Source organism: Bradyrhizobium ottawaense, from assembly GCF_002278135.3.
GTDB lineage: Bacteria > Pseudomonadota > Alphaproteobacteria > Rhizobiales > Xanthobacteraceae > Bradyrhizobium > Bradyrhizobium ottawaense.
The window spans coordinates 5,079,984-5,106,187 of sequence record NZ_CP029425.2 but is presented as its reverse complement, the minus strand read 5'-3'; the positions used below and the strand labels follow the sequence as shown (position 1 = coordinate 5,106,187).

Genomic DNA, 26,204 nt, shown 5'->3' with positions numbered 1-26,204 from the left:
ATCACCTGCGGGCACTAATCCTTCTGGTAGGGGCGGGTTCCCTGTCAGCGCTACTGCAAATTGTCGCGTCGAACGGAACAATCTTCACGTTTTCGGACGCGCGCGCGATCAGCGCGTGATTTGGCGGCACTTCGGTCCAGTCCGATTCCTTGTCGAAGGGTTCGGACACGACGATGACCTGGCCGCCGTCCTCGCGGTAATAGAGCGTATTTGCGGCGTCGTTGACCGCAACTCGAAACGCATAGAGATCCCGGCCGTTGGCGATCGCACTGGTGAAGCGCAGCCGTTCGCGCAGCTGGCCTTCATTGACGAGGCCGACGAGGGCTTGCAGCACGCGCCGCGTCGCTCGAAGCGGATCGCCGTCGAGGCCGGCGCCCATCATCGCCAGGAACACGGCTTCCGAGTCGGTCGTGCCCAGCCGCGACGGATAATAGGCATCGGGGATCAGCGCCTCGACCTTCCGCCGCAGCCGATTCCAGCTCCCGACGAATCCGTTGTGCATGAACATCCAGTGGCCGCAGGCAAAGGGATGGCAATTCTGCCGCGTCACTGCCGTGCCGGTGGCGGCGCGCACATGGGCAAAGAACAAATGCGAGCGCAGATGCCGGCAGAGGTAGCGCAGGTTTTCGTCGGACCAGGCAGGGCGGGTCTCGCGATAAAGGCCGGGCTCCGGATGCTCGCCGTACCAGCCGAGACCAAAGCCGTCGCCATTCGAGCCCGCCGTGGATTGCAGCGAGCGGATGCTTTGCGCGACCAGCGAATGTTCGGGCTCGGTGACATAGGGCTCAAACGAGGTGGTCTCGCCTCGGTATGCGATCCAGCGGCACATGGGGTTCCTGTGAGGCGGCGGATGGGTCATGAGCTGCACTAACCGACGTGCCGGCCTCGTGGTTCCCGGCGCCAAGCAGCGATCACGACCAGAGGCGGCTTCAGTGTTACGATGCGGCAATTCGAAATTGGAGACCGCGATGAACGATCAAGCCGTATTGGCCGCGCTTCAGCGTCATTGGGACGCCTCGGATGCCAATGATTTCGAGGTCGAGCACGATATCTATCGCGAGGACGCAGTGCTCGACTATCCGCAGTCGGGCGAGCGCATCCGCGGTCGCAGGAACATTCAGGAGAGCAGGTTCGTGCAGCCGAACCAGAAGCGCTTCACGGTTCGGCGGATCGTTGGCGGCGGCGATCTCTGGGTCAGTGAATTCGTGCTGAGCTATGACGGGGTGCCGTCTCATGTCGTGAGCATCATGGAATTCCACGACGGACTGGTGACGCGCGAGACGCAATATTTCGGCGACCGCTTCGATCCCGCGCCATCCCGTGCGCATCTGGTCGAGCCGGTGGGGTGAGACGCGTTGATGCAGGTGCGCGACGAAATGGTGGCCTCTTGCCTCGGACGCAGCGCAGCGCCGACTTAGCGGTGCGCAGCGCGTCCGGAACACGATGCCCCACCACGGAACCGATGCGGCGGCTGGTCGCAGCCGTCCCGCCTTGATTCCGACAGGCCCACCTTTATCTCTGACACGAACAAGAATCCGGGCCCCTCTGGCGAGGACGCCGACGACGTCGGCAAACCTCGTGATGTCGGATGACCTGTCCCGCGCGAATGCGATGGATCGGCCGATCGTCGGGCCTCTGTACGTTCTCTCCGACCATTCGTCCCCATCGCAGCTCCGTGCGGTCATTTCGCAAGTTAAGGGAGCAACGATGTCTGACGCCAAATCCTCAAATCCCATCGAGATCGAGATCACGGAACCGTCCCGCCTGAACGAGCAGGCCGCGGCCGCGTTGGTAATCGTGGGCGCGCTGGTCGCGGTTGCCGACCGGCGCGTTTCGGCGGTCGAGCGCGAGGAGGTGATCCGTTTCATCAGGGATCGCAAGCTGGCGCCGCACATCTCGGAAGAACGGCTCTATGCGATGTTCGATGAACTGGCCGAACGGCTCGAGGAGCCGGATTTTGCCAATGTCGTGATTGACACGCTGCGGCCGGTTTCGAACCTGCCGCTCTCGTCCCATCTGATGGAGCTGTCGGAGCGCGTGGCTGCGGCGGATGAGGACGTCCATCCCCATGAAGTGCAGGCAATCAAATTGTTGCGCTTGCTGACGCTGGTGCTGCCGCGCGCGAAACCGGTCGTGCCGAGTGCTGCGGGTGCCGAACGGCAGGCTGCCTTGAAGGAGTAACTATGAGCACAGTTTCGGACGAGCGCACGGCGAAAACCGAGGGCGCCGGTCAGATGGCCGGCGGAGACCCGCGTCTGGACAAGCTCGTCCACCGTTTGCCGCCACGCATGGGCGACACCTTCGCCTATCTGCTCAAGCCGTCCAGCCGCTGGGTGCGAATCCCCTCGGGCACGCTGCTGGTCGTCGGCGGTGTGCTCTCCATCCTGCCGGTGCTCGGCATCTGGATGCTGCCGCTCGGCCTCGCGCTGCTCGCCGAGGACGTGCCTGCGCTGCGCTCGTCGCGTTCGAAGGTCTTCGACTGGATCGAGCGCCGCAAGCCGCATTGGCTCGATCCGTCTGCCCCAAAAAATGATCAAACATGACTGAATTCATCACACCCGAAGCGCTTACGGCCCTCCTTCAAGTCGTCCTGATCGACCTCGTTCTCGCCGGCGACAATGCCGTCGTCATCGGCCTCGCCGCAGCGGGACTGCCGGCCGAGCAGCGCCGCCGCGCCATCATCGTCGGTATCGCCGCCGCCACGGCATTGCGCATCGTCTTCGCCGGCGTCGCGACCCAGTTGCTGCAGGTCATCGGCCTGTTGCTTGCCGGCGGCGTGCTGCTGCTCTGGGTTTGCTGGAAGATGTGGCGCGAGCTGCGCGAGCAGGCGCATGCGCGGCAGCTGGCGTTCGGCCATGGCGGCGGCGCGGATGGTGCGGCCGTGCAGCGAAAGACCTTCGGTCAGGCCGCGGTGCAGATCGTCGCCGCCGACGTCTCGATGTCGCTGGACAACGTGCTCGCGGTCGCGGGCGCCGCGCGCGAGCATCCCTACATTCTCGTCTTCGGGCTGTTGCTGTCGGTCGCGATGATGGGCGTCGCCGCCGATCTGCTTGGCCGGGTGCTCCAGAAGCATCGCTGGGTCGCCTATATCGGCCTCGCCATCATCATTTACGTCGCCTTCGAGATGATCTATCGGGGCTCGCTCGAGCTCGCGCCGGTCATAGCGAGTCTCTGAGGCGACAACTCTTTCCGCAATCCGGAGTAATTCATGACGTCCGAACCCCAAGCACCTTCGGCGCAGGCCGAGCCGCCGCGCCTAGGCCTGTTTGCGCAGCTCATCTTTGGCTCGCGTTGGCTGCAGGTGCCGCTCTATGTCGGCCTGATCGTCGCGCAGGCCGTCTATGTGCTGCTGTTCCTGAAGGAGCTCTGGCATCTGGTCGCGCACTCGTTCGACGCCAGCGAGCAGCAGATCATGCTGGTCGTGCTCGGGCTGATCGACGTCGTCATGATCTCGAACCTTCTGATCATGGTGATCGTCGGTGGCTACGAGACCTTCGTTTCCCGCCTGAATCTGACCGGTCATCCCGACGAGCCGGAATGGCTGAGCCATGTCAATGCCAGCGTGCTCAAGATCAAGCTCGCGATGGCGATCATCGGCATCTCCTCGATCTCGCTGCTCAGGACCTTCATCGAGGCCGGCAATCTCGGCACCACGCGCAGCAATTTCACCGAGACCGGCGTGATGTGGCAGGTGCTGATCCATCTGACCTTCATCATCTCGGCGATCGGCATCGCCTGGGTCGACCGCCTCAGCGAGAGCGGCCATCGCAAGGAGGCCGGCCACGGCTGATGAACCTGGCCGTCCGAAACCTCCCGAGCGGCCAATCCTGAGCCCGCCTGATCGTCCGATCGGCGGGCTCTTTTTTTGAGATCGATAAAATTGTCTGCAATCCGCTCAGCCGTGGCAAACCCTGCCGACAAGAACCGCACGGTCTTAAACCAGGGCTTTGGAACCGGCGTGCATCCTTCCCGCAAAAGGGTGGGGCATCAGCATGTCAGTTCTCAAGGAGGTCGTCGCTGCGCTCGCGGGAGTTTACGCGCTCCTGTTCGCCTGCGACGCATTGTTCGGGGTCGGCGAGGTGCGCTTCGACGACGCCTATTACCGCGCCAGCTTCTACGCGCCGCGGCCGAAGGAATTCCGCTTCGCAGACGGCACCACGCCGGCGGCGCGCGTCAGCGACGCGTTCGCCCAGTTCTCGGCGGGCGAGGCCAAGCCGAACAGGCGTTACTCGTCGCTGACGACGATCATCCGGTAGGGCCGCTGCTCATTGATCGGCTATCCGCCTGACGTCCGGTTTACCGCCGGCATCGGCCGAGGAGCGGATGGCTTCCGAGGTCGCTGATGGGTCAGGAGCGGAAGCGCCGCTGCCCCAGCCGAGAAATTGTCGCGATGAAAACAGCGATGCGAGGAAAGCTCATTGAGGCATGTCCAAGTCAGCCTCATCTGATTGTCTATTGATCGCCTGCGGACGTTTTCCCGAAACCGCTAAGGTTTGCCGGATCGCAATAGCGACGAAGATCACAGAGGACCCCGCAATGATCAGAACCGCACCGAGGCCGATAGAGAAGCCGAATTGCTGGAAGAGATCGCGCCCCCTAAGGAAGGTGATCATCCCCATGCCTATCAGACAGGATATGAGGAACAGCCCCTTAAGTGTATGTCTACTCAGTGCCATTCGCACTAACGATTTCGTCCAAAGGTTGCATCTGAGACCGAAGCCTATCTCAAACTACGGACCACCGCAAAGCAGGTAGAGAAGGTCGGCAAGGGGTTACAAGCCGCAGATCACGGTCAAGGTGGTCGACTTCCGCTTTACGATAGCGACCCAACATTATGAGTCCACGCCCTCGTTCAAGGCGCACGCCGGTGGTCCCGGGGCCTTCAGCTTGGCGGCTTCCTCGTCGGTGAAGGCGCGGCTGTGCGTCGGGTTCAGCGCTGCCACGGAAACGCCCGAGCCGCGGCCGGGCACGATATCTACAACACCTTGTGTTGCCCGACGGGCAAAACATGCCAGAGGTGGGGCAACCCTTATCGCCGAAAATATTCCACTTTACCGAAATTCGGATATCGCGTATGTGTTGCGGCATCCCGGCCCAACGAAGAGGGGCGTATCGCGATCGTCACGAACGCGGGCCGGGCGGCGGTGGACGTGGGTCACATCGGCGCCAAGGATTCCGCAGGGCGGGCAACCGTGAGCGAAACACCTGGCGCACACGACCGGTGTGATCGGCGTACGGCAAAATCGTGTCGTCCTGGCGCCCGGGGTCTGTGCGCCAAGTCTTGCGGTGATGTGGCGGCCCGACCGGGCACGCGCATCAGTCATCTACAAGGCGACGGGGGCAATAGTGCAACGCTCCCCGGGGAGAGCACGACATAAGCCGTAAACCCACTGCGCAGGGAAGGCCGGATGTACGGCTTCACCTGTATGCCGCTGTGCAGCTTCTTGTTACGCAGAATTCGCACAGTGGACCGCGGGTGCCAGCCGGCGCCCGGTCTTCCCTGCGCCCTCTTTCAAGTGAGGGTGAAGCGATCAAGCAAAGCTCGGGCGAAATGCGCCGCGAGGATGATCAATCATGTGTGTCATTGAACGAAGGTCTCGTGCCCCGGACGCGGCGCAGCGTCCCTTCGACGATGCGCTGCAGAGCCGGGGCCCATGCATCAACGAGTGCCGTGGCCTGCTGGGTCCCGGCTCTGCGCAGCAGCGTAAGGACGCTGCAGCGCGTCCGGGACACGAGAGAGACGCAGATCGCCACACGCGCCCTCATTGCAAGAAGCCCTTGCACAAGCAATCGAGACTGTCTCCGCGAAGGCATTCCGGAAGCTCGGGCGAAATGCGCCGCGAGGATGCGAAGGCGTGTCTCAGTCCCCCTGGATCCATTCGGCGACGCCTCGCCACAGCGTGTCGCGGTGCTCGGGGCGGAAGAAGCCGAAATGGCCTATTCCTTTGGCGCCGACCTCGGACGGCTTGACGTTGAGCACCTCCGGCTTGATCGCGGTGAACCCGCTCGCGAGCAGCTCGACCGCCGGCCGCGTGGCCCAGGGATCATCTGAGAAGCACAGCGCCCGCAGCTCGCCCTTGAACTTCGCAAAATTCTCCAGCGCCGGCAGCTTGGAATCGAAGAGATAACGGGGGCTCGAGACCCACTCGGCCCATTGCAGGAAGACGCCCTTGGGCAAATCCTCGCCGACGCCGGCCCAGCCGGGGGCATAGCCGAGCGTATGGGCGAGCGGTACGCCAATGAGGTTCATGAAGGCGAAGACGCGGTATTTCTCCGGCGAGGTCATCAGCCGCCAGGTCGCGGCCTGCGAGGCCACGAAGGCGGCGCGCGAGATTTCGCTGTTGTTGGCGATCAGCCCCAGCGCCTGACCGCCGAAGGAATGGCCGACATAGGCCAGCGGCAGGGTGTTGTACCGCTCCCGCATCCAGCTGACCGCGGCGGTGACGTCGAGCGCGGCCCAATCCGACATCGAGGCCCTGAAGCCGACCAGCGATTTCGGCTGGTTGTAGCCGACCATCGCCGGCAGCCGGGAATCGCCGATGCCGCGATAGTCGTAGGTCAGGACCGCGCAGCCGCGATGGGCGAGATAGCAGGCAAAGCCCCGGTAGATCTTGCGCGGAACGGCGGTTGCCGAGTTGATCAGCACGGCATGGCGCTTGGTGCCGCGCGGCAGGAACAGGGTGCCGGCCAGGGCATACCCGTCGGTCGCCGGGAAGTTGATCTCGTCGACGAAAACGTCGTCCAGTGCCGCGTCCATGGGCGCAAGGTATCCTGCCAGTTGCCTCGCCCTCCCAGCAAATGCGAATTTGGCTTTCCCCGCAAGGGTTTGCAGTACCAAATGGATTTACAACTGGCGATGTCGTGCCAGCCTGTGTATAAGGCGGCCCTCGCAACCCCCAGATCAGGTTGCACTTTTTTGCTTCACGGAGAGATTGCGATGTCCGAGCGGTGGACGCCCGAGTCCTGGCGCAGCAAGCCGGTGCTACAGGTGCCCGACTATCCCGACGCCAAGGCCCTGGCCGACGTCGAGGCGCAGCTTGCGACCTTTCCGCCGCTGGTGTTCGCCGGCGAGGCGCGCAACCTGAAGAAGGCGCTGGGACGCGTTGCGGCCGGCGAGGCCTTCCTGCTGCAGGGCGGCGACTGCGCCGAGAGCTTTGCCGAGCACGGCGCCAACAACATCCGCGATTTCTTCCGCGTGCTGCTGCAGATGGCCGTGGTGTTGACCTACGCCGGCGCGGTGCCGGTGGTGAAGGTCGGGCGCGTTGCCGGCCAGTTCGCAAAGCCGCGCTCCTCGCCGACCGAGAAGATCAATGGCGTCGAGCTGCCGAGCTACCGCGGCGACATCGTCAACGACATCGCTTTCACCAAGGAAGCGCGCGTGCCCGATCCGCAGCGCCAGCTGATGGCCTATCGCCAGTCGGCGGCGACGCTGAACCTGCTCCGCGCCTTCGCCACCGGCGGCTACGCCAATCTCGGCAGCGTGCATCAGTGGATGCTCGGCTTCCTCAAGGATTCGCCGCAGTCCCGCCGCTACAAGGAGCTGGCCGACCGCATCTCGGATGCGCTCAACTTCATGCGCGCCTGCGGCCTCGATCTCGAGGCCCATCCCGAGCTTCGCGCCACCGATTTCTACACCAGCCACGAGGCGCTGCTGCTCGGCTACGAGCAGGCGATGACCCGCGTCGATTCCACCACCGGGGACTGGTACGCGACCTCCGGCCACATGATCTGGATCGGCGACCGCACCCGCCAGCTCGATCACGGCCATATCGAATATTTCCGCGGCATCAAGAACCCGATCGGGCTGAAATGCGGCCCGTCGCTCAAGCCCGACGAGCTGTTGAAGCTGATCGACGTGCTCAATCCCGACAACGAGCCGGGCCGGTTGACGCTGATCGGCCGCTTCGGCTCGGACAAGGTCGGCGAGCATCTGCCGAACATGATCCGCGCCGTGAAGCGCGAGGGCAAAGTGGTGGTCTGGTCGTGCGACCCCATGCACGGCAACACCATCACCTCGACCTCGGGCTACAAGACGCGCCCCTTCGACCGGGTTCTGTCTGAGGTGAAGTCTTTCTTCACGATCCATGCCGCCGAAGGCACCCATGCCGGCGGTGTGCATCTGGAGATGACCGGGCAGGACGTCACCGAGTGTATCGGCGGCGCCCGCGCGATCACGGACGAGGACCTCAACGACCGCTATCACACGGTCTGCGATCCCCGCCTCAATGCCGAGCAATCCATCGACATGGCTTTCCTGATCGCCGAGCTCCTCAAGCAGGAACGCGCGGGCAAGGCCACGCCGATGCCGGCCGCAGCGGGGCTCTAGGATCTTGCTGCGGATCTGGAAGGCCACGATCAATTCCCGTAACGGTCTGGCCTTTGCGTTCCGATCGGAGCAGGCCGTCCGCGAGGAGATTTTTGCGCTCCTCGCCTCGCTGCCGCTGGCCTGGTTGATCGGCGCGACCGCGATGCGCGCGGTCGAGCTGGTCTGTTCGGTTGCGTTCGTGCTGACGGTCGAGCTGCTCAACACCGCGATCGAAAAGCTTGCCGACCGGCTGACGATGGATCACGACAAGCAGATCGGGCGGGTCAAGGACATGGGCTCGGCCGCCGTCGGCGTCGCGCTGCTGATGGCCGGCGCGTTCTGGATCATCGCCATCATCGAGCGACTGGGATTTATCTGATCGGAGCGCGGCGGCCATGACCGAACGTCTCAAAGCATTCGCGGTCACGCTCGCCCAGCTCAATCCGACCCTGGGCGACATCGAGGGCAACGCCGCCAAGGCGCGCAATGCGCGCGCGAGAGCCATCGCCGACGGCGCCGATCTCGTGCTGTTTCCGGAATTGTTCATCGCCGGCTATCCGCCGGAGGACCTCGTGCAGAAGCCGGCCTTCCAGGCGGCCTGCCGCGCCGCGATCGAGGCACTTGCCCGAGAGACCGCCGATGGCGGGCCGGCCATGCTGGTCGGCACGCCCTGGGTCGAAGACGGCAAACTCTACAATGCCTGCGCGCTGCTCGACGGCGGCCGCATCGCCGCACTTCGCTTCAAATGCAATCTGCCAAACTACGGCGTGTTCGACGAGAAGCGGCTGTTTGCGCGCGGCCCGGCGGCGGGGCCCGTGACTGTGCGCGGCGTGCGCATCGGCGTCCCCATCTGCGAGGACATCTGGCTGGAAGAGTCCGAGGATTACGAGAACGTGGTCGAGACGCTGGCCGAGACCGGCGCCGAGATCATCCTGGTGCCGAACGGCTCGCCTTACGCCCGCGACAAGAACGACGTGCGCCTGTCGGTCGCGGTGGCGCGCGTGACCGAAAGCGCGCTGCCGCTGGTCTATCTCAACCAGGTGTGCGGTCAGGACGAACTGGTGTTCGACGGCGCGTCCTTCGCGCTCAACGGCGATCTTTCGCTCGGCGCGCAATTGCCGGCATTCGAGGAGAGCATCGTCACGCTGCGCTTCATCCGCAACGGCGACGACTGGCGCTGCACGGGACCGATCGCCGAGCAACCCGAGGGCGACAAGGCCGACTACGCCGCCTGCGTGCTGGGCCTGCGCGACTATGTCGCCAAGAACGGTTTTCCCGGCGTACTGCTCGGCATTTCCGGCGGCATCGACTCGGCTCTCTGCGCGGCGATCGCGGTCGATGCGCTCGGTGCCGATCAGGTGCATGGCGTGATGCTGCCGTATCGCCACACCGCAGCACACTCGATCGCCGATGCGGGCGAACTCGCCGGCCATCTCGGCATCCGCTATGAGGTGCTGCCGATCGCGGAGGCCGTGACCGGGTTCGAGACCATCCTCTCGGGCCTCTTCAAGAATCTGCCGCCCGATATCACCGAGGAAAACCTCCAGGCCCGCAGCCGCGGCACGCTCCTGATGGCGATCTCCAACAAGACCGGGTTGATGGTGGTGACGACAGGCAACAAGTCCGAAATGTCGGTCGGCTACGCCACGCTCTATGGCGACATGAACGGCGGCTTCAACCCGATCAAGGACATCTACAAGACGCAGGTGTTTCGGCTGGCAAGCCTCCGCAACGGCTGGAAGCCCGATGGCGCGCTCGGGCCGGCGGGCGAGGTGATCCCGCCCGACATCATCACACGGCCGCCGAGCGCAGAGCTGCGCGAGAACCAGACCGACCAGGATTCGCTGCCGCCCTATGAGGTGCTCGATGCCATCCTGGAGCGTCTTGTCGAGCGCGAGCAGCCGCTGGATCAGATCATCGCGGCCGGTTTCGATCGCGAAACGGTCACCCGCATCGACCATCTGCTCAACGTCGCCGAATACAAGCGCCGCCAGGCCGCGCCCGGCGTGAAGGTGACGCCGAGGAATTTCGGCCGCGACCGCCGCTATCCCATCACCAACCGCTTTCGCGACAAGGGCGAGGGGCTGCCCGCCGGGGACGAGACGCTGGTCTCGCGCGGCAGCAAGGCGTCGATCGACGCGTTCGAGGGCTGACTTAGAGACTGGGCCTGCCGGTGCTACGACGGGGTTGCGAAGAACAGCACCCGAAGCAAGTGGGTGTATTCGGATTCGAGCACCATGATCGACACAAATACCAATACCGCGATCGGCGGCAGCAGGATTGCATAGGCCAAGGCCAGTCGCTCCCAGGCCATGTGCATGAAGACGGCGACGATCAGGCCGGCCTTCAACATCATGAACAGCAGGATCAGCGACCACCTCAGGTAGCCGTGCAGGCCAAAATAGTCGACGAGGTAGGAGCACGTGCTGAGGACAAACAACCAGCCCCAGACCACGAGGTAGAGCTTGATCGGGTGCTGTTGACCCTTGGCGTGAACGGCTCCTGTTGCGACTGCGCCATGCGCCGGAGCGTGGAGCTGTCCTTCCATATGTATTGTCGCGTTTGTCATGCGCCGACCTCACCAAAGATAGAAGAATGCAAAGATGAACACCCACACGAGATCGACGAAGTGCCAGTACAGGCCCATGATCTCGACGATCTCGTAATAGCCCTTGCGGCTTGTGAAAAAGCCGCGCCTTTCGACATCGAAGTCGCCGCGCAAGACCTTCCGCGCAATGGCGATCAGGAAGATCACGCCGATGGTCACGTGGGTGCCGTGGAAGCCGGTGATCATGAAGAAGCTCGCACCAAACTGCGGCGCGCCCCACGGATTGCCCCAGGGGCGAACGCCCTCCATGATCAGCTTGGTCCATTCGAACGCCTGCATTCCGACGAATGTTGCGCCAAATGCCGCTGTGACCAGCATCAGGATTGCGGTTCTCACGCGATCGCGGCGGTAGCCGAAATTGACCGCCATCGCCATTGTTCCGCTGCTGCTGATCAGCACGAAGGTCATGATGGCGATCAGGATCAGGGGGATGTGGTTGCCGCCGATATTGAGGGCGAAGACTTCGCTGGGATTCGGCCACGGCACGGTCGTCGACATGCGCGCCGTCATGTAGGAGAGCAGGAAGCAGCTGAAGATGAAGGTGTCGCTGAGGAGGAAGATCCACATCATGGCCTTGCCCCAGGACACGTTCTTGAAGGCGCGCTGATCGGACGCCCAGTCGGCGGCGATGCCGCGCCAGCCTTCAAGCCGCGCAGTCGAATGGCCCGGATTTGTCAGCACAGTCTCGGCCATCTGGTCACGCCTCCCTAGCTCAGCAATCGGCGACAGACGTTGACGAAATCGTCGGTCCAGCCCGTGAGAAGCCCGAGCAACACAAGCCAGACCAGCAGCAGGAAGTGCCAGTAGATGGCGCACAGTTCCACGCTCAAGCGCATGTCGGCGATCCCGGCGCCACGCCACATCTTGGTCGAGGTTCGGCCCAAAGCCACCAGACCGCCCGACAGATGCAGCCCGTGCACTGCGGTCAACAGGTAGAAGAAGGAGTTCGCCGGATTGGACGCCACGAAATATCCGGCCGCACCGAGCTGTTGCCAGGCCAGAAGCTGTCCGCCGAGGAAGATCACGGCAGCTGCGCCGCCCGCGAGCAGGCCGATCATGACGCCTTCAGCATCGTCTCGGCGCGCGGCCACGTAGGACCATTGCAGCGCGACGCTGCTCAGGATCAGGACGCCCGTGTTGAACCACAGCAGCCGCGGCACGGGCAGCGCCCGCCAGTCCACCACGTTCATGCGCATCGAGTAGGCGCTGATGAAGAGGACGAACAATGCGCTCGCGACGGCGAGAAACACGCCAAGTCCGATCTTCGCTGCCGGCCAGGTCATGGCATCGCCGCCGGGGAAGTCACCGGCCGGACCTTCCTCCAGCCAGGGCCTGGCCGTCAGCCGCTGCTGCGACAGCCACCATCCGGCGACGACCGCGATCACAGCCACGAACAGGATGACGGCACTCACGAAGCGGCTCCTTGAACGACGTGCGTCGCGCGCGGCGGCTGGTTCTGCGGAATGAAGTCCTCCTCGGCGCCGGGTACGCTGTAGTCATAGGCCCAGCGGTAGACGACCGGCAGCTCCTTGCCCCAGTTGCCATGCCCGGGAGGGGTCTCCGGCGTCTGCCATTCCAGCGTCGTCGCCCGCCACGGATTGCCGCCTGAGGCCTCACCTTTGAACAGGCTCCAGGCAAGATTGAAGAGGAACACCATCTGGCTGAAGCCGACGGTCAAGGCCACCACGGAGATGAAGGCGTTCAGTGAATGGGCCGAGGACGGGATGAACGACGTATCTCCGAGTTCGAAATACCGGCGCGGAACCCCGAGCAGTCCAAGATAGTGCATGGGGAAGAAGATCAGGTAGGCGCCGAGGAAAGTGACCCAGAAGTGAAACTTGCCGAGTGCGTCATTGTACATTCGTCCCGTGACCTTTGGGTACCAGTGATAGATCGCACCCAGCACGACCATGATCGGCGCCACGCCCATCACCATGTGGAAATGCGCGACTACGAACATGGTGTCGGAGAGGGGCACGTCCACGACGACGTTGCCGAGGAAGAGGCCGGTGAGCCCGCCGTTCACGAAGGTGATGATGAAGCCGAGGGCGAACAGCATCGGCACCCGGAGATGAATGTCGCCGCGCCACAGGGTCAGCACCCAGTTGTAGACCTTGATCGCGGTGGGGATGGCGATGATGAGCGTCGTGGTGGCGAAGAAGTACCCGAATTGCGGGAACATGCCGCTCACATACATGTGGTGCGCCCATACGACGAAGCTGAGCGCACCGATGGCCACGATTGCCCAGACCATCATGCGGTAACCGAAGATGTTCTTGCGCGCATGGGTGCTGATCAGATCGGAGACGATGCCGAAGGCGGGCAGGGCGACGATGTAGACCTCGGGATGGCCGAAGAACCAGAACAGGTGCTGGAAGAGCAGCGGGCTGCCGCCACCATATTTCGACAGCTGGCCCATCTCGACCAGGGAGGGCATGAAGAAGCTGGTGCCCAGCAGACGGTCGAGCAGCAGCATGACCGAGGCAACGAAGAGCGCAGGGAATGCCAAGAGCGCCATGACCGTCGCCGTGAAAATCCCCCACACCGTCAGGGGCAGGCGCATCAAGGTCATGCCGCGGGTGCGTGCCTGGAGCACCGTGACCACATAATTCAGCCCGCCCATCGTGAAGCCGATGATGAATAGGATCAGCGACGACATCATGAGAATGATGCCCCAATCCTGCCCGGGCGTTCCGGAGAGGATTGCTTGCGGCGGGTACAGCGTCCAGCCGGCGCCGGTGGGGCCGCCGGGCACGAAGAATGTCGAGGCCAGCACCAGCACTGCGAGCAGATAGACCCAGTAGCTCAGCATGTTCACATAAGGGAAGACCATGTCCCGGGCGCCAACCATCAGCGGGATCAGGTAGTTGCCGAAGCCGCCGAGGAACAACGCGGTGAGCAGGTAGATCACCATGATCATGCCGTGCATGGTGATGAACTGGAGGTACTGGTTGGCATCGATGAAAGAGAACGTGCCGGGGAATCCCAGCTGCAGTCGCATCAGCCACGACAGCACGAGGGCCACCAGCCCGATAGCCGAGGCCGTCAGCGAGTACTGAATGGCGATCACCTTGGCGTCCTGCGAGAAGACATACCGTGTCCACCAGCTCCTCGGATGATAGAGCTCGACATCAGGTACTTCGGCAGGCGGCGTGCCAGCGATCCCTTCATATGGAATATCGACCATAGAAAACCTCCTCGGTCGTTTCCATCGGGGGCGACGAGTTGGTCTCACGCACCCGATTCATCTTCGCGGCGGCGCCTTGCTACTTGCCGCCGGATTGATATGCCGCCTTCACGACGGTGTTTGCCGGCGACAATTCTGCAAACGTCTTCTGTTGCTCCAGCCAAGCGTGATATTCACGCTCTTCGTCGATGATGACCTTGGCCCGCATCTGATAGTGAGCCGCGCCACAAAGCTCCGCACAGAGAACGTCGAACGTTCCGGTTCGGATCGGCGTGATCCAGAAATAAGTCACCATGCCTGGAACCATGTCCATCTTGGCCCGGAATTCGGGCACGTAGAAATCGTGCAGGACATCAACCGAGCGGAGCAGAACCTTGACCGGCTTTCCCAGTTGAAGGTGCAGGTCGCCGTTCTCGATCACGACGTCGTCCCGCGCATGCGGATCGTCGCGATTGAGTCCCATCGGATTGTCGGAAGCGATGTTGCGGACATCGGATGTGCCGAGCCGCCCGTCCTTGCCCGGAAGGCGGAAGCTCCATTGCCATTGCTGGCCCATGACCTCGACCTCGGTGGCGTCCGCAGGCACGGTCACGAACTGATGCCAGACCACGAGGCCGGGCGCCAGCATGGCCGCGACACCGATTCCGGTCCCGACGCTCAGCCACCATTCGAGCTTTTTGTTCTCGGGATTGTAATCAGCCCGTCTTCCCTCTTTGTGGTGAAAGCGGAAGACGCAATAGGCCATGAAGGCGATTACGGCGACGAAAACAAAGCCCGTGATCCAGAACGTGATGTTGATGGTGTGGTCGATATAGGCCCAGTTCGTGGCGATCGGCGTCCACCACCATGGGCTGTAGAGGTGAAACAGCACCGAGCCGATCGCGACCAGAAGCAGTATCAGTGCGACAGCCATCCTGATCCATCCTTGCCATCAAAGGCTACGGATACGAATCCAGGGCGGAGCTCATGTCTGTCGCGATGGCTGGCCTTTCTCGGTTGGCACTTATGCCATCGCCGGCCTCTTGCCTCGCCCATTCCACCGGCCGCGAAATCAAGAGAATGTTCGCGACCATCAACTCTAAGGGCGTCTGCTTCTAAAATGATACCAGCCTAACCCGGCGTCAATAGCGCAATGGTAGGTGCCCGACGTGGGGTGATCGCCGTGCTGGCAAGCCGACGAAGCATCTGGCGCGCATGTTGGGTCTGGGTGATGCAACGCACAAATCCGTGCTGGTGCACAATTCACTCAACCGTGAGTGCAGCTTTGCGCCGCAAGCGCTAAACTTTGCGAGGCAGGTCGCGACGGGTTCCGTCCGGCCAGGCTCGTTCGCTGAACCTGAGTTGCCGTACTCGACCCATCGCGTTTCCTGCTCATCAGGCGGACACGCGTGGCTGGAAAGCGCGTGTTATCGAAACCGCGATTTTCAGCACGGGAGGGTCCGTTCATGGCCACTCTGTACTCCCACGACATCATCAGGCGGCACGTATTCGGCGAAGCGGCCTCCTATCCCATTCGCAAGATCAGCCTGTCCGATCTGACCGAGGCCCTGCGCCTGGGTTGGGAAGATTTCCAGGCGATGCCGAGTCACGCGATCGTCGTGTGCGTGATTTATCCCGTTCTCGGTCTCGTCCTGTTCAGGATGGTTCTCGGCTATTCGGTGCTGCCGCTGCTATTTCCACTGGCCGCCGGCTTTGCCTTGATTGGCCCGTTTGCCGCGATCGGTCTCTACGAACTCAGCCGGCGTCGTGAGCGCGGCGAGGAGGTCGCTGCATGGGATGCGGTCAAGGTGCTGCGCGCACCGTCGTTCGGGGCCATGGTAGAACTCGGCGTGCTCCTGCTGGTCCTGTTCGGGGCATGGATCGGTGTCGCGAACGCAATCTATGTCTCAATCTTCGGTCATGCGGCGGCCGCAAGCATTCCCGACTTCGCAACGCGCGTGCTGACGACACCGGAAGGCTGGTCGCTCATCATCGTCGGTTGCAGTGTCGGCTTCCTGTTTGCGGTTGTGGCTTTGTGTGTCAGCGTCGTGTCGTTTCCGTTGATGCTTGACCGGCATGCGACTGCGATCGACGCGATCCGTACCTCGCTCCGAGCAGTAGCGGCGAACCCGCTTGCGATGGCCGGATGGGGCCTCATCGTCGCGGTGCTACTCGTGATCGGCTCGGTACCGCTCTTCGTCGGTCTCGCTGTCGTTCTGCCGGTGCTTGGCCATGCCACCTGGCACCTCTATCGGCGGGTGGTCGAGCCGAATCCGAATCCACCGGACGCGCCGCCGCCGCCCACGAAGGGAAGGCGCTACGCAGCGGACTTTCCGGCCAATCTCTTCCCGTGGAGCCGCGAGGGTGAGTGAGACGGGCGATTGCGCCCATTGATTGTTGTCATCATCCGCGAAAGCGGATGATCCAGTACGCCGCGGCGCTGCCGGTGCGAGCCAAGTGTCGACACGGAGTACTGGATGCCCCGCTTGCCGCCTACGCTGAAGCTTCGGCGCGCCAAGACCTCAAACCCCGGCGAAGCCTTGGCGTAGCCGGGTCGCGGGGCATGACAGTTGGGCAAAAGGTGATTTACTTCTGCTGCTGCGGCAGGAAGGTCGGCCCGACCGAGCGGATCGGCTTGTTCTCTGAACTCGATGCTGCCGTGCCGGTATCTGCCGGCGGCGTCGCGGCCGGTGCATTCGCCGTCGTCGGCGCGGGGGCTGCGCCCTTCTTGGCGTTCGCAGGCGTGCCCTTGTTGAGCCGCTGCTGCTGCATCTTCTTGGCGCTCTCCTCGGTGACGATGATATCGCCCTGCTGCTCGGCTGCCGCCTTGTCGTCGGCCGATTTCAGCGCGTCCGCCCAGGTCTGTCCTGCGGCCTTGCAGGAGCAGGACGGGTTGAACTCGCTGCGGAATTTGAAGGCGGTCGGCAGCGCCGTGTAGGGCTGGCCGCTGACCGAGACCGCGGAGTTCATGTCTTCGCCGGGATTGCGATGGGTATAGAGTACGGCTTCCGCGGCCGGGCAGAGCGCCTTGCAGGTCTTCTCGTCGTCGGGGAAGCGCGCCGGCACCGTTGCAAACGAGACCGGGAAATAGGCGCCGTCGCAGGTGCGCACGCACACGGTGCGGTAGGTGCCGGATGGCGGGCCGAGATCGGACGGCGGCACACCTTGCGGATTGCCCGCGTTGTTGCCGCCGAACAGATTGCTGAGGAAGTTGCCGCCGCCTTGTGACTGCACGGCGTTGGCATATTGCGGGCCGCAATTGTTCTGCGCCAGCGCAACCAGTACCGAGCGGCGCTGACTGTCGCGCTCCGGGCTGAAGCCGCCGCCGCCGCGCAGGCGCTCGAGATTGCCGGTGATCTGGTCCAGATTGGCGCGCATCTGCTGGATCTGGGTGTTGACCGGTCCGCATTGGGCCGACTGGCCGTTGAACAGCGAGAAGAAGCCGGAGGAATCGCAGCCCATGCGCTTGGCCTGCATGGTGACCCGGTCGAGTTCGGCCTGCTGCTTGGCCTGGGAATCCTGGTAACGGCGGATCTGGTCTTCGCGCGCGGGGTCACCACCGCCGCCGCGGTCCAGCGCCGCGAGCTGGCCTTCCAAACGCACGCACATCGGATTGGGCCCGAGTCCGTTCTGACCGGGCTGAGGCGGCGGTCCGGGCGGACCGGCCTGCGCGAGAGCGCCGGTGACGAGCACGGCCGTGCTCAAGAGCACGGTACAGGCAAGAAGCAAGCGAGCACGGGAGAGGGATAGGAATTCAGGCATATCCGCCATTCTAGCGAGGTCATGGCCCAATGTGACTTGGACGCTGAAGTGACTTGGACGCCGAAGCGACTTGGACGCCGAAGCAATTTGGGCCCCGAAGCGCGCCCTCCCAATAGCCGCTTCCCGCGGCATCGTCACGTCGTTTTGGGGGCCAATGGACCGGGCCTAAGCTGCGCCAGCTCCGAGCGAATTCAGCGCTGGCAAGTGATTGCGACATATTCGTCGCAATGGCCATGGGAGCAGTTTGCGCCGGATTTGGGGACAGAGCCGGTAATTTCGTCGGGGTCGACCCGGCGATAGCTTGATGCCTGGGCAAAATCTCGTGACTGGCAGTAGGTGCGGGCGACGGAGGCGCCGCATTTCTCGCCCTTGGCCAGGCACTGATCGACGCCGTAGCCGTCAGCCTGGTTGGCGATGATGAAGACGCGGGTCTCGGCGCAGGCGCCGGATGTCGCGAGAATCGAGGCGCTGAGAATGAGCGCGGGCAGGGATCGCATGAAAATACCGGGAGGCAAAAAGGAACAATCTGGTTCCAAAATGGACTCAAATAGTTAAGGATCATGAACGATCCCGGCGGCGGCGCGCTTTGCGGACGTAAAACGGCATTTTCGCGGCTCCCTTGACGCGGGGCCGCCTCATAGCCCATATGTGGCCGCATGAACGGTCTCCTCGCCATTTGCGCCATTTGCCGCGAGATTACGAGCTAGCGATTCGCTGGCTGGAGCCGTCTTTTCTCAAAAAGCATTGAGAGCCTCGGACGCCCGGCCAACAGCCGACGGGTATCCATATGGAATTGCGCCTTTACGATACGCTGACGAAGGAAAAACGCATCTTCGCGCCGCTCGATGCGGAGAACGTCCGCATGTATGTCTGCGGGCCGACCGTCTATGACTTCGCCCATATCGGCAATGCGCGGCCGGTGATCGTGTTCGACGTGCTGTTTCGGCTGCTGCGCCACCTCTATGGCGAGGCGCACGTCAAGTATGTCCGCAACATCACCGACGTCGACGACAAGATCAACGACCGCGCCGCGCGCGATTTCCCGGGCCTGCCGCTGAACGAGGCCATTCGCAAGGTCACCGAGCAGACCGGCAGGCAGTTTCACGCCGACGTCGACGCGCTCGGCGCGCTTCGGCCGAGCGTCGAGCCGCGCGCGACCGAGCATATCGCCGAGATGCGCGAGATCATCGAGCGGCTGATCAAGGGCGGCTTTGCCTATGCCGCCGAGGACCATGTGCTGTTCTCGCCGCAGGCGATGAACGCGGCCAATTCCTCGCTGCCCCGCTACGGTGCGCTGTCGAAGCGATCGCTCGACGAGATGATCGCCGGCGCCCGCGTCGATGTCGCGCCTTACAAGCGCGATGCCACCGATTTCGTGCTGTGGAAGCCGTCCAAGCCGGGCGAGCCGTCATGGCCGTCACCGGCCGGTATCAAGGCCGAGGGGCGTCCGGGCTGGCACATCGAGTGCTCGGCCATGGCCTGGAAGCATCTCGGCGAGCATTTCGACATCCATGGCGGCGGTATCGATCTCGTGTTTCCGCATCACGAGAACGAGGTCGCGCAGACCTGCTGCGCCTTCCACCAGCAGCGCATGGCGAACTATTGGATGCACAACGGCTTCCTGCAGGTCGAAAGCGAGAAGATGTCGAAGAGCCTCGGCAACTTCATCACCATCCATGAGCTGCTCGCGGATTGGCCTGGCGAGGTGCTGCGCCTGAACATGCTCAAGACGCACTACCGCTCGCCGATCGACTGGACCATGAAGTCGCTGGAGGAGAGCGCCAAGACGCTCGACGACTGGTATCGCGTCGCGGCCGACGTCGCACCCGGCGAGCCGGCTGCGTCCGTGGTCGAGCCGCTGCTCGACGATCTCAACACCCCGCTGGCGATCGCGGCGCTGCACAGCCTGCGTGGAGGTGACGTGGGTGCCCTGGCGGGCTCGTTGCGCCTGCTCGGCTTCTTGTCCGAGAGCGCCGCGCAGTGGGAAGGCCGCAAGCAGCAGGCGAGTGGCGTCGACGCCAAGGAGGTCGAGCGCCTGCTCGCAGAGCGGACGGCGGCCCGTAGCCGCAAGGACTTCAAGGAATCCGACCGCATTCGCGATCTGCTTGCTGCAATGGGCGTCGCGATCAAGGACTCCAAGGACGGCACCACCTGGGAGTTTTCGCGATGAAACGGCCCGACACGCCTTTCCCGCGTCACTGGCTCTATTACATCGCGCTGAAGATCGCGCTGCTCGCTGGTGCCGTGGCGCTGGTGCTCAAGCTTTATGGGATGTGGTGAGGACGATGGGACAGACTTTGCCAAAGCCCGGCTTGCGGCCGTTCCTGCCGGCGGACGTGCCAATTCTTGCTGCGATCTTCGCCGCCAGCATCGAGGAGCTGACTGGCGACGACTATAGTGAGGCGCAGCAACAGGCCTGGATGGAAGCGGCGGACAGCGAAGAGTTCGGCAAGCACCTCGCGTCCGACCTGACGCTGATCGCGACGCTCGATGGTTCGCCGGTTGGCTTTGCCTCGCTGCGCGGTACCGACCACATCCGCATGCTCTACGTGCATCCGGCCGTCAGCGGGCAGGGCATCGCAACCCTGCTGGTCGACGCTTTGGAAAAGCTTGCAGGCGGCCGCGGCGCGCAAAACCTCTCGGTCGATGCCAGCGACACCGCGCAGGGTTTTTTCGCCAAGCGCGGCTACGTCGCCATGCAGCGTAACAGCATCACGATTAACGACGAGTGGCTTGCCAACACCACCATGAAGAAGACGCTCGGAGTACCGCAATGAATAGGGAGCGCCTTTATCTGTTCGACACCACGCTGCGCGACGGCGCGCAGACCAACGGCGTCGATTTCACGCTGACCGACAAGCAGGTCATCGCCGCGATGCTCGATGACCTCGGCATCGACTATGTCGAAGGCGGCTATCCCGGCGCCAATCCGCTCGACACCGAGTTCTTCTGCAGCAAGCCCAAGCTCGCCCATGCCCGCTTCACCGCGTTCGGCATGACGCGACGGGCCGGGCGCTCGGTCTCGAACGATCCCGGTGTGGCCGGGCTTTTGGAAGCGAAGGCCGACGCGATCTGCTTCGTGGCGAAGGCATCCGCCTATCAGGTGCGCGTCGCGCTGGAGACGACGAAGGAAGAAAACCTCGCCTCGATCCGCGACAGCGTCGCGGCCGCGAAGGCCGCCGGTCGCGAGGTCATGCTCGACTGCGAGCATTTCTTCGACGGCTACAAGGAAGATGCGAGCTTCGCGCTCGCCTGCGCCAAGGCCGCCTTCGAGGCCGGCGCGCGCTGGGTGGTGCTGTGCGACACCAATGGCGGCACCATGCCGCACGAGGTCGAGGCCATCGTCACTGAAGTGACGAAACACATCCCTGGCGACCACGTCGGCATCCACGCCCATAACGACACCGAGCAGGCGGTGGCCAATTCTCTCGCCGCGGTGCGGGCAGGCGCGCGGCAGATCCAGGGCACGCTGAACGGCCTTGGCGAGCGCTGCGGCAACGCCAATCTCTGCTCACTGATCCCCACGCTGAAGCTGAAGCCGGAGTTTTCGGACGCCCTCGAGATCGGCGTCACGGCCGAGAAGCTGGCGACGCTTGTCAAGGTCTCGCGCACGCTCGACGACATGCTCAACCGGGTGCCGAACCGGCATGCGGCCTATGTCGGCGAGAGCGCCTTCGTCACCAAGACCGGCATCCATGCGTCCGCGGTGCTGAAGGACCCGCAGACCTACGAGCACGTGCTGCCGGAGACGGTCGGCAACCACCGCAAGGTCCTGGTCTCGGACCAGGCCGGACGTTCCAACGTCATCGCCGAGCTCGACCGCGCCGGCATTCCCTACGAGAAGAGCGATCCGAAGCTGACACGCCTCGTCGAGGAATTGAAGGAGCGCGAGGCGGCCGGCTACGCCTATGAATCCGCCAACGCCTCGTTCGAGCTGTTGGCGCGCCGCACGCTCGGCAAGGTGCCGCATTATTTCGAGGTCGAGCAGTTCGACGTCAATGTCGAGCAGCGCTACAATTCGCATGGCGAACGCGTCACCGTCGCTTTGGCCGTGGTGAAGGTCGACGTCGCCGGCGAGCATCTGATCTCGGCTGCCGAAGGCAACGGTCCCGTCAACGCGCTCGACGTCGCCATGCGCAAGGACCTCGGCAAGTACCAGAAATACATCGAGGGGCTGAAGCTGATCGACTACCGCGTGCGTATCCTCAACGGCGGCACCGGCGCGGTCACGCGCGTCCTGATCGAGAGCGAGGACGAGAACGGCGACAGCTGGACCACGGTCGGCGTCTCCCCCAACATCATCGACGCCTCGTTCCAGGCGCTGATGGATTCGGTGATCTACAAGCTCGTGAAGTCGGGCGCGCCGGCGTAAGCGACGGCGTGGCCACAAACGCCGTCATTGCGAGGGGAGGGAGTACGGCATGATCGACCACATCTCCGTCGGCGTCAGCGATCTCGATCGCGCCGCGAAATTCTACGAGGCAACGCTCGCCGCCCTCGGCCTTTCGCGCCTCGTCACGCGGCCGCGCACGGTCGGTTTCGGCAAGGCCTATCCGGAATTCTGGATCAATCTACGCGAGGCCATGCCGCGCGTGCCGCCCGAAAGCGGCGTTCATATCTGCCTGCGGGCGAAGACGACAAGCGAGGTCGATGCGTTTCACGCCGCAGCGCTGTCCGCCGGCGGCGCTTCGGACGGTGCGCCCGGCATCCGTCCGCATGATCGCGTGCGCTACTACGCGGCCTTCGTCACCGACCCCGATGGTAACCGGATCGAGGCGGTGACGTTTCCGAGCGAGTAGGACGTCAGAGCTTGCGCGCGACTTCCGGGGCGAGCTTCTTCTCGGCCTCGTCGATCTGGGCTGCGGCCGCCTTCAGCTTCGGCAAGATGTCCTCGACTCGATCGGCCTTGAGGATGTCGACCGAAAGGCCGGCGCGGATGAACTCGGTCTGCCGCATGTGCGACAGCAGCGAGAACAGCGGCTCCCAGAAATTGTCGATGTTGGCGAGCAGCACCGGCTTGGCGTGGCGGCCGAGCTGTTTCCAGGTCAATTGCTCGACCAGCTCTTCGAGCGTGCCGACGCCGCCGGGCAGCGCCACGAAGGCGTCGGAGCGCTCGAACATCAAGCGCTTGCGCTCGTGCATGTCGGGGGTGACGATCATCTCCTGCACGCGTGTCAGCGCGTTCTCGCGCATCCGCAGGAATTCCGGGATGATGCCGGTGACGGTGCCGCCGTGATCGAGCACGGAGGTCGCGACCGAGCCCATCAGGCCGAGCGAGCCGCCGCCATAGACGAGCCGGACGTTGTTCTCGGCGAGCGCCTTGCCGAACGCCTTGGCGCCTTCGGTGAAGCGGGGATTGGTTCCGGGGCCGGAGCCGCAATAGACACAGACAGTTTTGATCGTGCTCATTGGTGCCATGATGCATTGCAGCGAAGAGGCGTCAAGCCCAATCGGTGATTCGATACTCCCGGAAATCTACTGGTAAACGACGGCAAACAATCAAAGAATCGCCATCTGGCGGGGTGCGCTGGCATCGGGAAGGCTCTATATGACGTGCGAAAATCGTAGATCGCAGCGACGCCCGCATCCGGCGGGCTTTCAGGCTTTTTGATGGACCAACCTCAATCGTTCGACGGCGCCGACGTTCCCGATCCTCCTCCCGGCGGACCACCGGAGCGGGCGACGCTGATGGGAACGCTGGCGCATCTGTGGCCCTATATCTGGCCGGGCGACCGCTTCGACCTGAAGATGCGCGTGGTGTGGTCGCTTGTGCTGCTGCTCGCTGCCAAGCTGATCACGCTGACGGTGCCGTTCAGCTTCAAATGGGCGACGGACGCGCTGACCGGCGCCAACACGGCGCCGGTGCAGGCGGACAATTGGCACCTCTGGGTGATCGCCTCGCCGCTGTTGCTGACCGTGAGCTACGGTGCGATGCGCATTTTGATGGCGCTGCTGACGCAATGGCGCGACGGCATCTTCGCGCGCGTGGCCATGCATGCGGTGCGCAAGCTCGCCACCATCACCTTCGTCCACATGCACGAGCTGTCATTGCGTTTCCACCTCGAGCGCAAGACCGGCGGCCTGACGCGCGTGCTCGAGCGCGGGCGTGAGGGCATTGAGGTCATCGTGCGCATGGTGATCCTGCAGCTGATCCCGACCATCGTCGAGGTCTCGCTGCTGATGGCCGTGCTGCTCTGGCAGTTCGACTGGCGTTACGTGGTCGCCACCCTGATCACGGTCACGCTCTACATGTACTACACCTACATCGCGACCGAGTGGCGCATCGGCATCCGCCGCAGGATGAACGATTCCGACACGGAGGCGAACACCAAGGCGATCGACTCGCTGCTCAACTACGAGACCGTGAAGTATTTCAGCGCCGAGGCCCGCGAGGCGCAGCGCTACGACAAGTCGGTCGCGCGCTACGAGGAGGCGAGCGTTCACACCTACACCTCGCTCGCGGTGCTCAACACCGGCCAGGCCGTGATCTTCACGCTGGGGCTGACCGCGACCATGCTGATGTGCGCGATCGGCGTGCGCAACGGCACCAACACGGTCGGCGACTTCGTGCTGGTCAACGCCATGATGATCCAGCTCTACCAGCCGCTGAACTTCATGGGCATGGTCTATCGCGAGATCAAGCAGGCGATCATCGACATCGAGAAGATGTTCGGCGTGATCGGCCGCGAGGCCGAGATCAAGGACGCGCCCGATGCAATGCCGCTGGTCGTCTCCGCCGGCACCGTGCGCTTCGAGGACGTGCGCTTCGCCTATGAGCCGACCCGCCCGATCCTCAAGGGCATCAGCTTCGAGGTGCCGGCCGGCAAGACCGTTGCCATCGTCGGCCCGTCGGGCGCAGGCAAGTCGACCATCTCGCGCCTTCTGTTCCGCCTCTATGACGTCTCCGGCGGCAAGATCCTGATCGACGGCCAGGACATCCGCGCGGTGACGCAGGATTCGCTGCGCGCGTCCATTGGCATGGTGCCGCAGGACACCGTGCTGTTCAACGACACCATCCGCTACAACATCCGCTACGGTCGCTGGGACGCCGATGACGCTGAAGTCGAAGAGGCCGCGCAGCTGGCGCAGATCGACCATTTCATCCGCATGGCGCCCAAGGGCTACGAGACCCAGGTCGGCGAGCGCGGGCTCAAACTGTCCGGCGGCGAGAAGCAGCGCGTCGCGATCGCGCGCACCGTCCTGAAAGCGCCGCCGATCCTGGTGCTGGACGAGGCGACCTCGGCGCTGGATACCCATACCGAGCACGAGATCCAGGGCGCGCTCGACCGCGTGGCGAAGAACCGCACCTCGCTGGTGATCGCGCACCGGCTTTCGACCATCGTCGGGGCCGACGAGATCATCGTGCTGGATCAGGGCCGCATTGCCGAGCGGGGGACCCACGCCCAGCTGCTCGCGCATGGCGGTCTCTATGCCAGCATGTGGAACAGGCAGCGTGAGGCCGAGGCGGCACGCGAGAAACTGGCCAAGATGGCCGATACCAGCGAGGCCCCCAACCGGGAGCCGCCGCCGGTCGATGACGCCCTGACGGCGCCTGCGGCAGCGGAGTGACCTTGTCTCCGGTCCCAACTCTGGCCTAAACAGGCCCGCGCGACGACCCGTGCCATTAACCCCGAGCGGCAGATACCGATGTCCATTCTCGATTCGATCCAGCGTCAGATCCCGCCGATCCACAAGGAGGGCTATCCCTTCATCGGCGGCTTTGCGCTGGCAAGCCTCGTCCTGTTCTGGCTGTGGTCGCCTTTGGGGTGGATCGGCACGATCCTGACCGTGTGGTGCGCGCTGTTCTTCCGCGACCCCGTCCGTGTGACGCCGGTGCGCGAGGGGCTTGTGGTGTCGCCGGCTGACGGCCGCGTCTCGATGATCACCATGGCGCTGCCGCCGGCCGAGCTCGGGCTCGGCGACCGGCCGCTGCCGCGCATCTCGGTCTTCATGAGCGTGTTCAACTGCCACGTGAACCGCGCTCCCGTAGCGGGCAGGGTGGACCGCATCGCCTACCGGCCCGGCTTGTTCATCAATGCCGAGCTCGACAAGGCCAGCGAGGACAATGAGCGCAATTCGCTGGTCATCTCGACGGCGACGGCGCGGATCGGCGTGGTGCAGATCGCAGGGCTCGTCGCCAAGCGCATCGTCTGCTTCGTCAGGGAGGGCCAGGCGATCGGCGCCGGCGAGCGCTTCGGCCTGATCCGCTTCGGCTCCCGGCTCGATGTCTATCTGCCTGTGGGGACCAAGGCGCTGGTCTCGGAAGGGCAGACTGCGATCGCCGGCGAGACGATTTTGGCCGATCTTTCCGGAGACGACCCCAGCCGCGCCTACCGCGCCAATTAACCAATAAGTGGGTCTGT

The 26,204-nt window shown here is 63.7% G+C and carries 27 protein-coding genes; 16 read left to right on the top strand and 11 right to left on the bottom strand.

Annotated elements, in window-relative coordinates; all coding sequences use genetic code 11:
• Window position 1: 1 nt before the first annotated feature.
• Window positions 2-829, bottom strand: coding sequence for a class II glutamine amidotransferase (locus CIT37_RS24585; protein ID WP_028145291.1), 828 nt, complete (start codon window positions 827-829; stop codon window positions 2-4).
• A gap of 139 nt (window positions 830-968) precedes the next feature.
• Here CIT37_RS24585 and CIT37_RS24580 point away from each other — a divergent pair, with 139 nt between their 5' ends.
• The 6 genes from CIT37_RS24580 to CIT37_RS24555 all read left to right on the top strand — a co-directional run bounded on the left by CIT37_RS24580 (window position 969) and on the right by CIT37_RS24555 (window position 4,256).
• Complete coding sequence (locus CIT37_RS24580) at window positions 969-1,349, top strand: nuclear transport factor 2 family protein (protein ID WP_038946279.1); 381 nt, start codon at window positions 969-971, stop codon at window positions 1,347-1,349.
• A gap of 358 nt (window positions 1,350-1,707) precedes the next feature.
• A complete protein-coding gene (locus CIT37_RS24575; RefSeq protein ID WP_095425861.1) occupies window positions 1,708-2,181 on the top strand; it encodes a TerB family tellurite resistance protein in 474 nt (157 codons plus the stop codon).
• A 2-nt stretch (window positions 2,182-2,183) separates the two neighbouring features.
• Complete coding sequence (locus CIT37_RS24570; protein WP_038946281.1) at window positions 2,184-2,543, top strand: hypothetical protein; 360 nt, start codon at window positions 2,184-2,186, stop codon at window positions 2,541-2,543.
• Window positions 2,540-3,175: a TerC family protein gene (locus CIT37_RS24565; RefSeq protein WP_028145288.1), complete on the top strand. Its 636-nt coding sequence runs from the start codon at window positions 2,540-2,542 to the stop codon at window positions 3,173-3,175. Before CIT37_RS24570 ends, CIT37_RS24565 begins: the two co-directional genes overlap by 4 nt.
• 33 nt (window positions 3,176-3,208) lie before the next feature.
• Entirely contained in the window at window positions 3,209-3,790 is a 582-nt protein-coding gene (locus CIT37_RS24560; RefSeq protein ID WP_028145287.1) for a TIGR00645 family protein, read from the top strand.
• A 202-nt stretch (window positions 3,791-3,992) separates the two neighbouring features.
• Window positions 3,993-4,256: a hypothetical protein gene (locus CIT37_RS24555; RefSeq protein WP_028145286.1), complete on the top strand. Its 264-nt coding sequence runs from the start codon at window positions 3,993-3,995 to the stop codon at window positions 4,254-4,256.
• Between the two features lie 159 nt (window positions 4,257-4,415).
• On the opposite strand, the gene CIT37_RS24550 is transcribed toward CIT37_RS24555, so the two are convergent.
• Entirely contained in the window at window positions 4,416-4,619 is a 204-nt protein-coding gene (locus tag CIT37_RS24550; protein ID WP_131233226.1) for a hypothetical protein, read from the bottom strand.
• A gap of 1,241 nt (window positions 4,620-5,860) precedes the next feature.
• Window positions 5,861-6,757: an alpha/beta hydrolase family protein gene (locus tag CIT37_RS24545; protein WP_095425862.1), complete on the bottom strand. Its 897-nt coding sequence runs from the start codon at window positions 6,755-6,757 to the stop codon at window positions 5,861-5,863.
• Window positions 6,758-6,937: 180 nt separating this feature from the next.
• Here CIT37_RS24545 and CIT37_RS24540 point away from each other — a divergent pair, with 180 nt between their 5' ends.
• The 3 genes from CIT37_RS24540 to CIT37_RS24530 are packed head-to-tail and all read left to right on the top strand — an operon-like array spanning window position 6,938 to window position 10,458.
• A complete protein-coding gene (locus tag CIT37_RS24540) occupies window positions 6,938-8,326 on the top strand; it encodes a class II 3-deoxy-7-phosphoheptulonate synthase (RefSeq protein WP_095425863.1) in 1,389 nt (462 codons plus the stop codon).
• A gap of 4 nt (window positions 8,327-8,330) precedes the next feature.
• Entirely contained in the window at window positions 8,331-8,684 is a 354-nt protein-coding gene (locus CIT37_RS24535) for a diacylglycerol kinase (protein ID WP_028145281.1), read from the top strand.
• A gap of 16 nt (window positions 8,685-8,700) precedes the next feature.
• The gene (locus tag CIT37_RS24530) at window positions 8,701-10,458 is read left to right on the top strand and encodes an NAD+ synthase (protein ID WP_095425864.1); all 1,758 of its coding nucleotides are present in this window, start codon (window positions 8,701-8,703) and stop codon (window positions 10,456-10,458) included.
• A 23-nt stretch (window positions 10,459-10,481) separates the two neighbouring features.
• Here the strand turns inward: CIT37_RS24530 and CIT37_RS24525 are convergent, their stop codons facing one another.
• The 5 genes from CIT37_RS24525 to CIT37_RS24505 form a co-directional block, all read right to left on the bottom strand.
• Complete coding sequence (locus tag CIT37_RS24525) at window positions 10,482-10,874, bottom strand: cytochrome C oxidase subunit IV family protein (RefSeq protein WP_028145279.1); 393 nt, start codon at window positions 10,872-10,874, stop codon at window positions 10,482-10,484.
• 9 nt (window positions 10,875-10,883) lie between these two features.
• The gene (locus CIT37_RS24520) at window positions 10,884-11,606 is read right to left on the bottom strand and encodes a heme-copper oxidase subunit III family protein (protein ID WP_095425865.1); all 723 of its coding nucleotides are present in this window, start codon (window positions 11,604-11,606) and stop codon (window positions 10,884-10,886) included.
• Window positions 11,607-11,620: 14 nt separating this feature from the next.
• The gene (locus tag CIT37_RS24515; RefSeq protein WP_095425866.1) at window positions 11,621-12,325 is read right to left on the bottom strand and encodes a cytochrome c oxidase subunit 3; all 705 of its coding nucleotides are present in this window, start codon (window positions 12,323-12,325) and stop codon (window positions 11,621-11,623) included.
• A complete protein-coding gene (locus tag CIT37_RS24510) occupies window positions 12,322-14,100 on the bottom strand; it encodes a cbb3-type cytochrome c oxidase subunit I (RefSeq protein ID WP_095425867.1) in 1,779 nt (592 codons plus the stop codon). The genes CIT37_RS24515 and CIT37_RS24510 overlap by 4 nt, the downstream gene beginning before the upstream one ends.
• Before the next feature lie 79 nt (window positions 14,101-14,179).
• Complete coding sequence (locus CIT37_RS24505; RefSeq protein WP_028145275.1) at window positions 14,180-15,013, bottom strand: cytochrome c oxidase subunit II; 834 nt, start codon at window positions 15,011-15,013, stop codon at window positions 14,180-14,182.
• 532 nt (window positions 15,014-15,545) lie between these two features.
• Between CIT37_RS24505 and CIT37_RS24500 the strand changes: the two genes are divergently transcribed.
• Window positions 15,546-16,451, top strand: a complete 906-nt coding sequence (locus CIT37_RS24500; RefSeq protein WP_095425868.1) for a DUF2189 domain-containing protein — start codon at window positions 15,546-15,548, stop codon at window positions 16,449-16,451.
• Between the two features lie 214 nt (window positions 16,452-16,665).
• On the opposite strand, the gene CIT37_RS24495 is transcribed toward CIT37_RS24500, so the two are convergent.
• Window positions 16,666-17,850, bottom strand: coding sequence for a DUF2865 domain-containing protein (locus tag CIT37_RS24495; protein ID WP_095425869.1), 1,185 nt, complete (start codon window positions 17,848-17,850; stop codon window positions 16,666-16,668).
• A gap of 182 nt (window positions 17,851-18,032) precedes the next feature.
• Entirely contained in the window at window positions 18,033-18,338 is a 306-nt protein-coding gene (locus tag CIT37_RS24490; protein WP_028145272.1) for a hypothetical protein, read from the bottom strand.
• Between the two features lie 290 nt (window positions 18,339-18,628).
• On the opposite strand from CIT37_RS24490, the gene cysS reads away from it, so the two are divergent.
• The 4 genes from cysS (at window position 18,629) to CIT37_RS24470 (ending at window position 22,640) form a co-directional block, all read left to right on the top strand.
• On the top strand, window positions 18,629-20,011 hold the full coding sequence (cysS, locus tag CIT37_RS24485) for a cysteine--tRNA ligase (protein WP_028145271.1): 1,383 nt from the start codon (window positions 18,629-18,631) through the stop codon (window positions 20,009-20,011).
• A gap of 115 nt (window positions 20,012-20,126) precedes the next feature.
• Window positions 20,127-20,618, top strand: a complete 492-nt coding sequence (locus CIT37_RS24480; RefSeq protein ID WP_161966472.1) for a GNAT family N-acetyltransferase — start codon at window positions 20,127-20,129, stop codon at window positions 20,616-20,618.
• Window positions 20,615-22,213 (top strand): citramalate synthase, encoded by a 1,599-nt coding sequence (gene cimA / locus CIT37_RS24475; RefSeq protein WP_095425871.1) that lies wholly within the window; start codon window positions 20,615-20,617, stop codon window positions 22,211-22,213. The genes CIT37_RS24480 and cimA overlap by 4 nt, the downstream gene beginning before the upstream one ends.
• 49 nt (window positions 22,214-22,262) lie before the next feature.
• Window positions 22,263-22,640 carry a VOC family protein gene (locus CIT37_RS24470; RefSeq protein WP_028145268.1) on the top strand — a complete coding sequence of 126 codons (378 nt, stop codon included), beginning with the start codon at window positions 22,263-22,265 and terminating at the stop codon, window positions 22,638-22,640.
• Window positions 22,641-22,644: 4 nt separating this feature from the next.
• Here the strand turns inward: CIT37_RS24470 and CIT37_RS24465 are convergent, their stop codons facing one another.
• Complete coding sequence (locus CIT37_RS24465) at window positions 22,645-23,250, bottom strand: LOG family protein (RefSeq protein WP_026202462.1); 606 nt, start codon at window positions 23,248-23,250, stop codon at window positions 22,645-22,647.
• 201 nt (window positions 23,251-23,451) lie between these two features.
• On the opposite strand from CIT37_RS24465, the gene CIT37_RS24460 reads away from it, so the two are divergent.
• Together CIT37_RS24460 and CIT37_RS24455 are read left to right on the top strand one after the other, a co-directional pair.
• Window positions 23,452-25,410, top strand: a complete 1,959-nt coding sequence (locus CIT37_RS24460; RefSeq protein WP_095425872.1) for an ABCB family ABC transporter ATP-binding protein/permease — start codon at window positions 23,452-23,454, stop codon at window positions 25,408-25,410.
• Between the two features lie 78 nt (window positions 25,411-25,488).
• Complete coding sequence (locus CIT37_RS24455) at window positions 25,489-26,187, top strand: phosphatidylserine decarboxylase (protein WP_095425873.1); 699 nt, start codon at window positions 25,489-25,491, stop codon at window positions 26,185-26,187.
• Window positions 26,188-26,204: the final 17 nt, after the last annotated feature.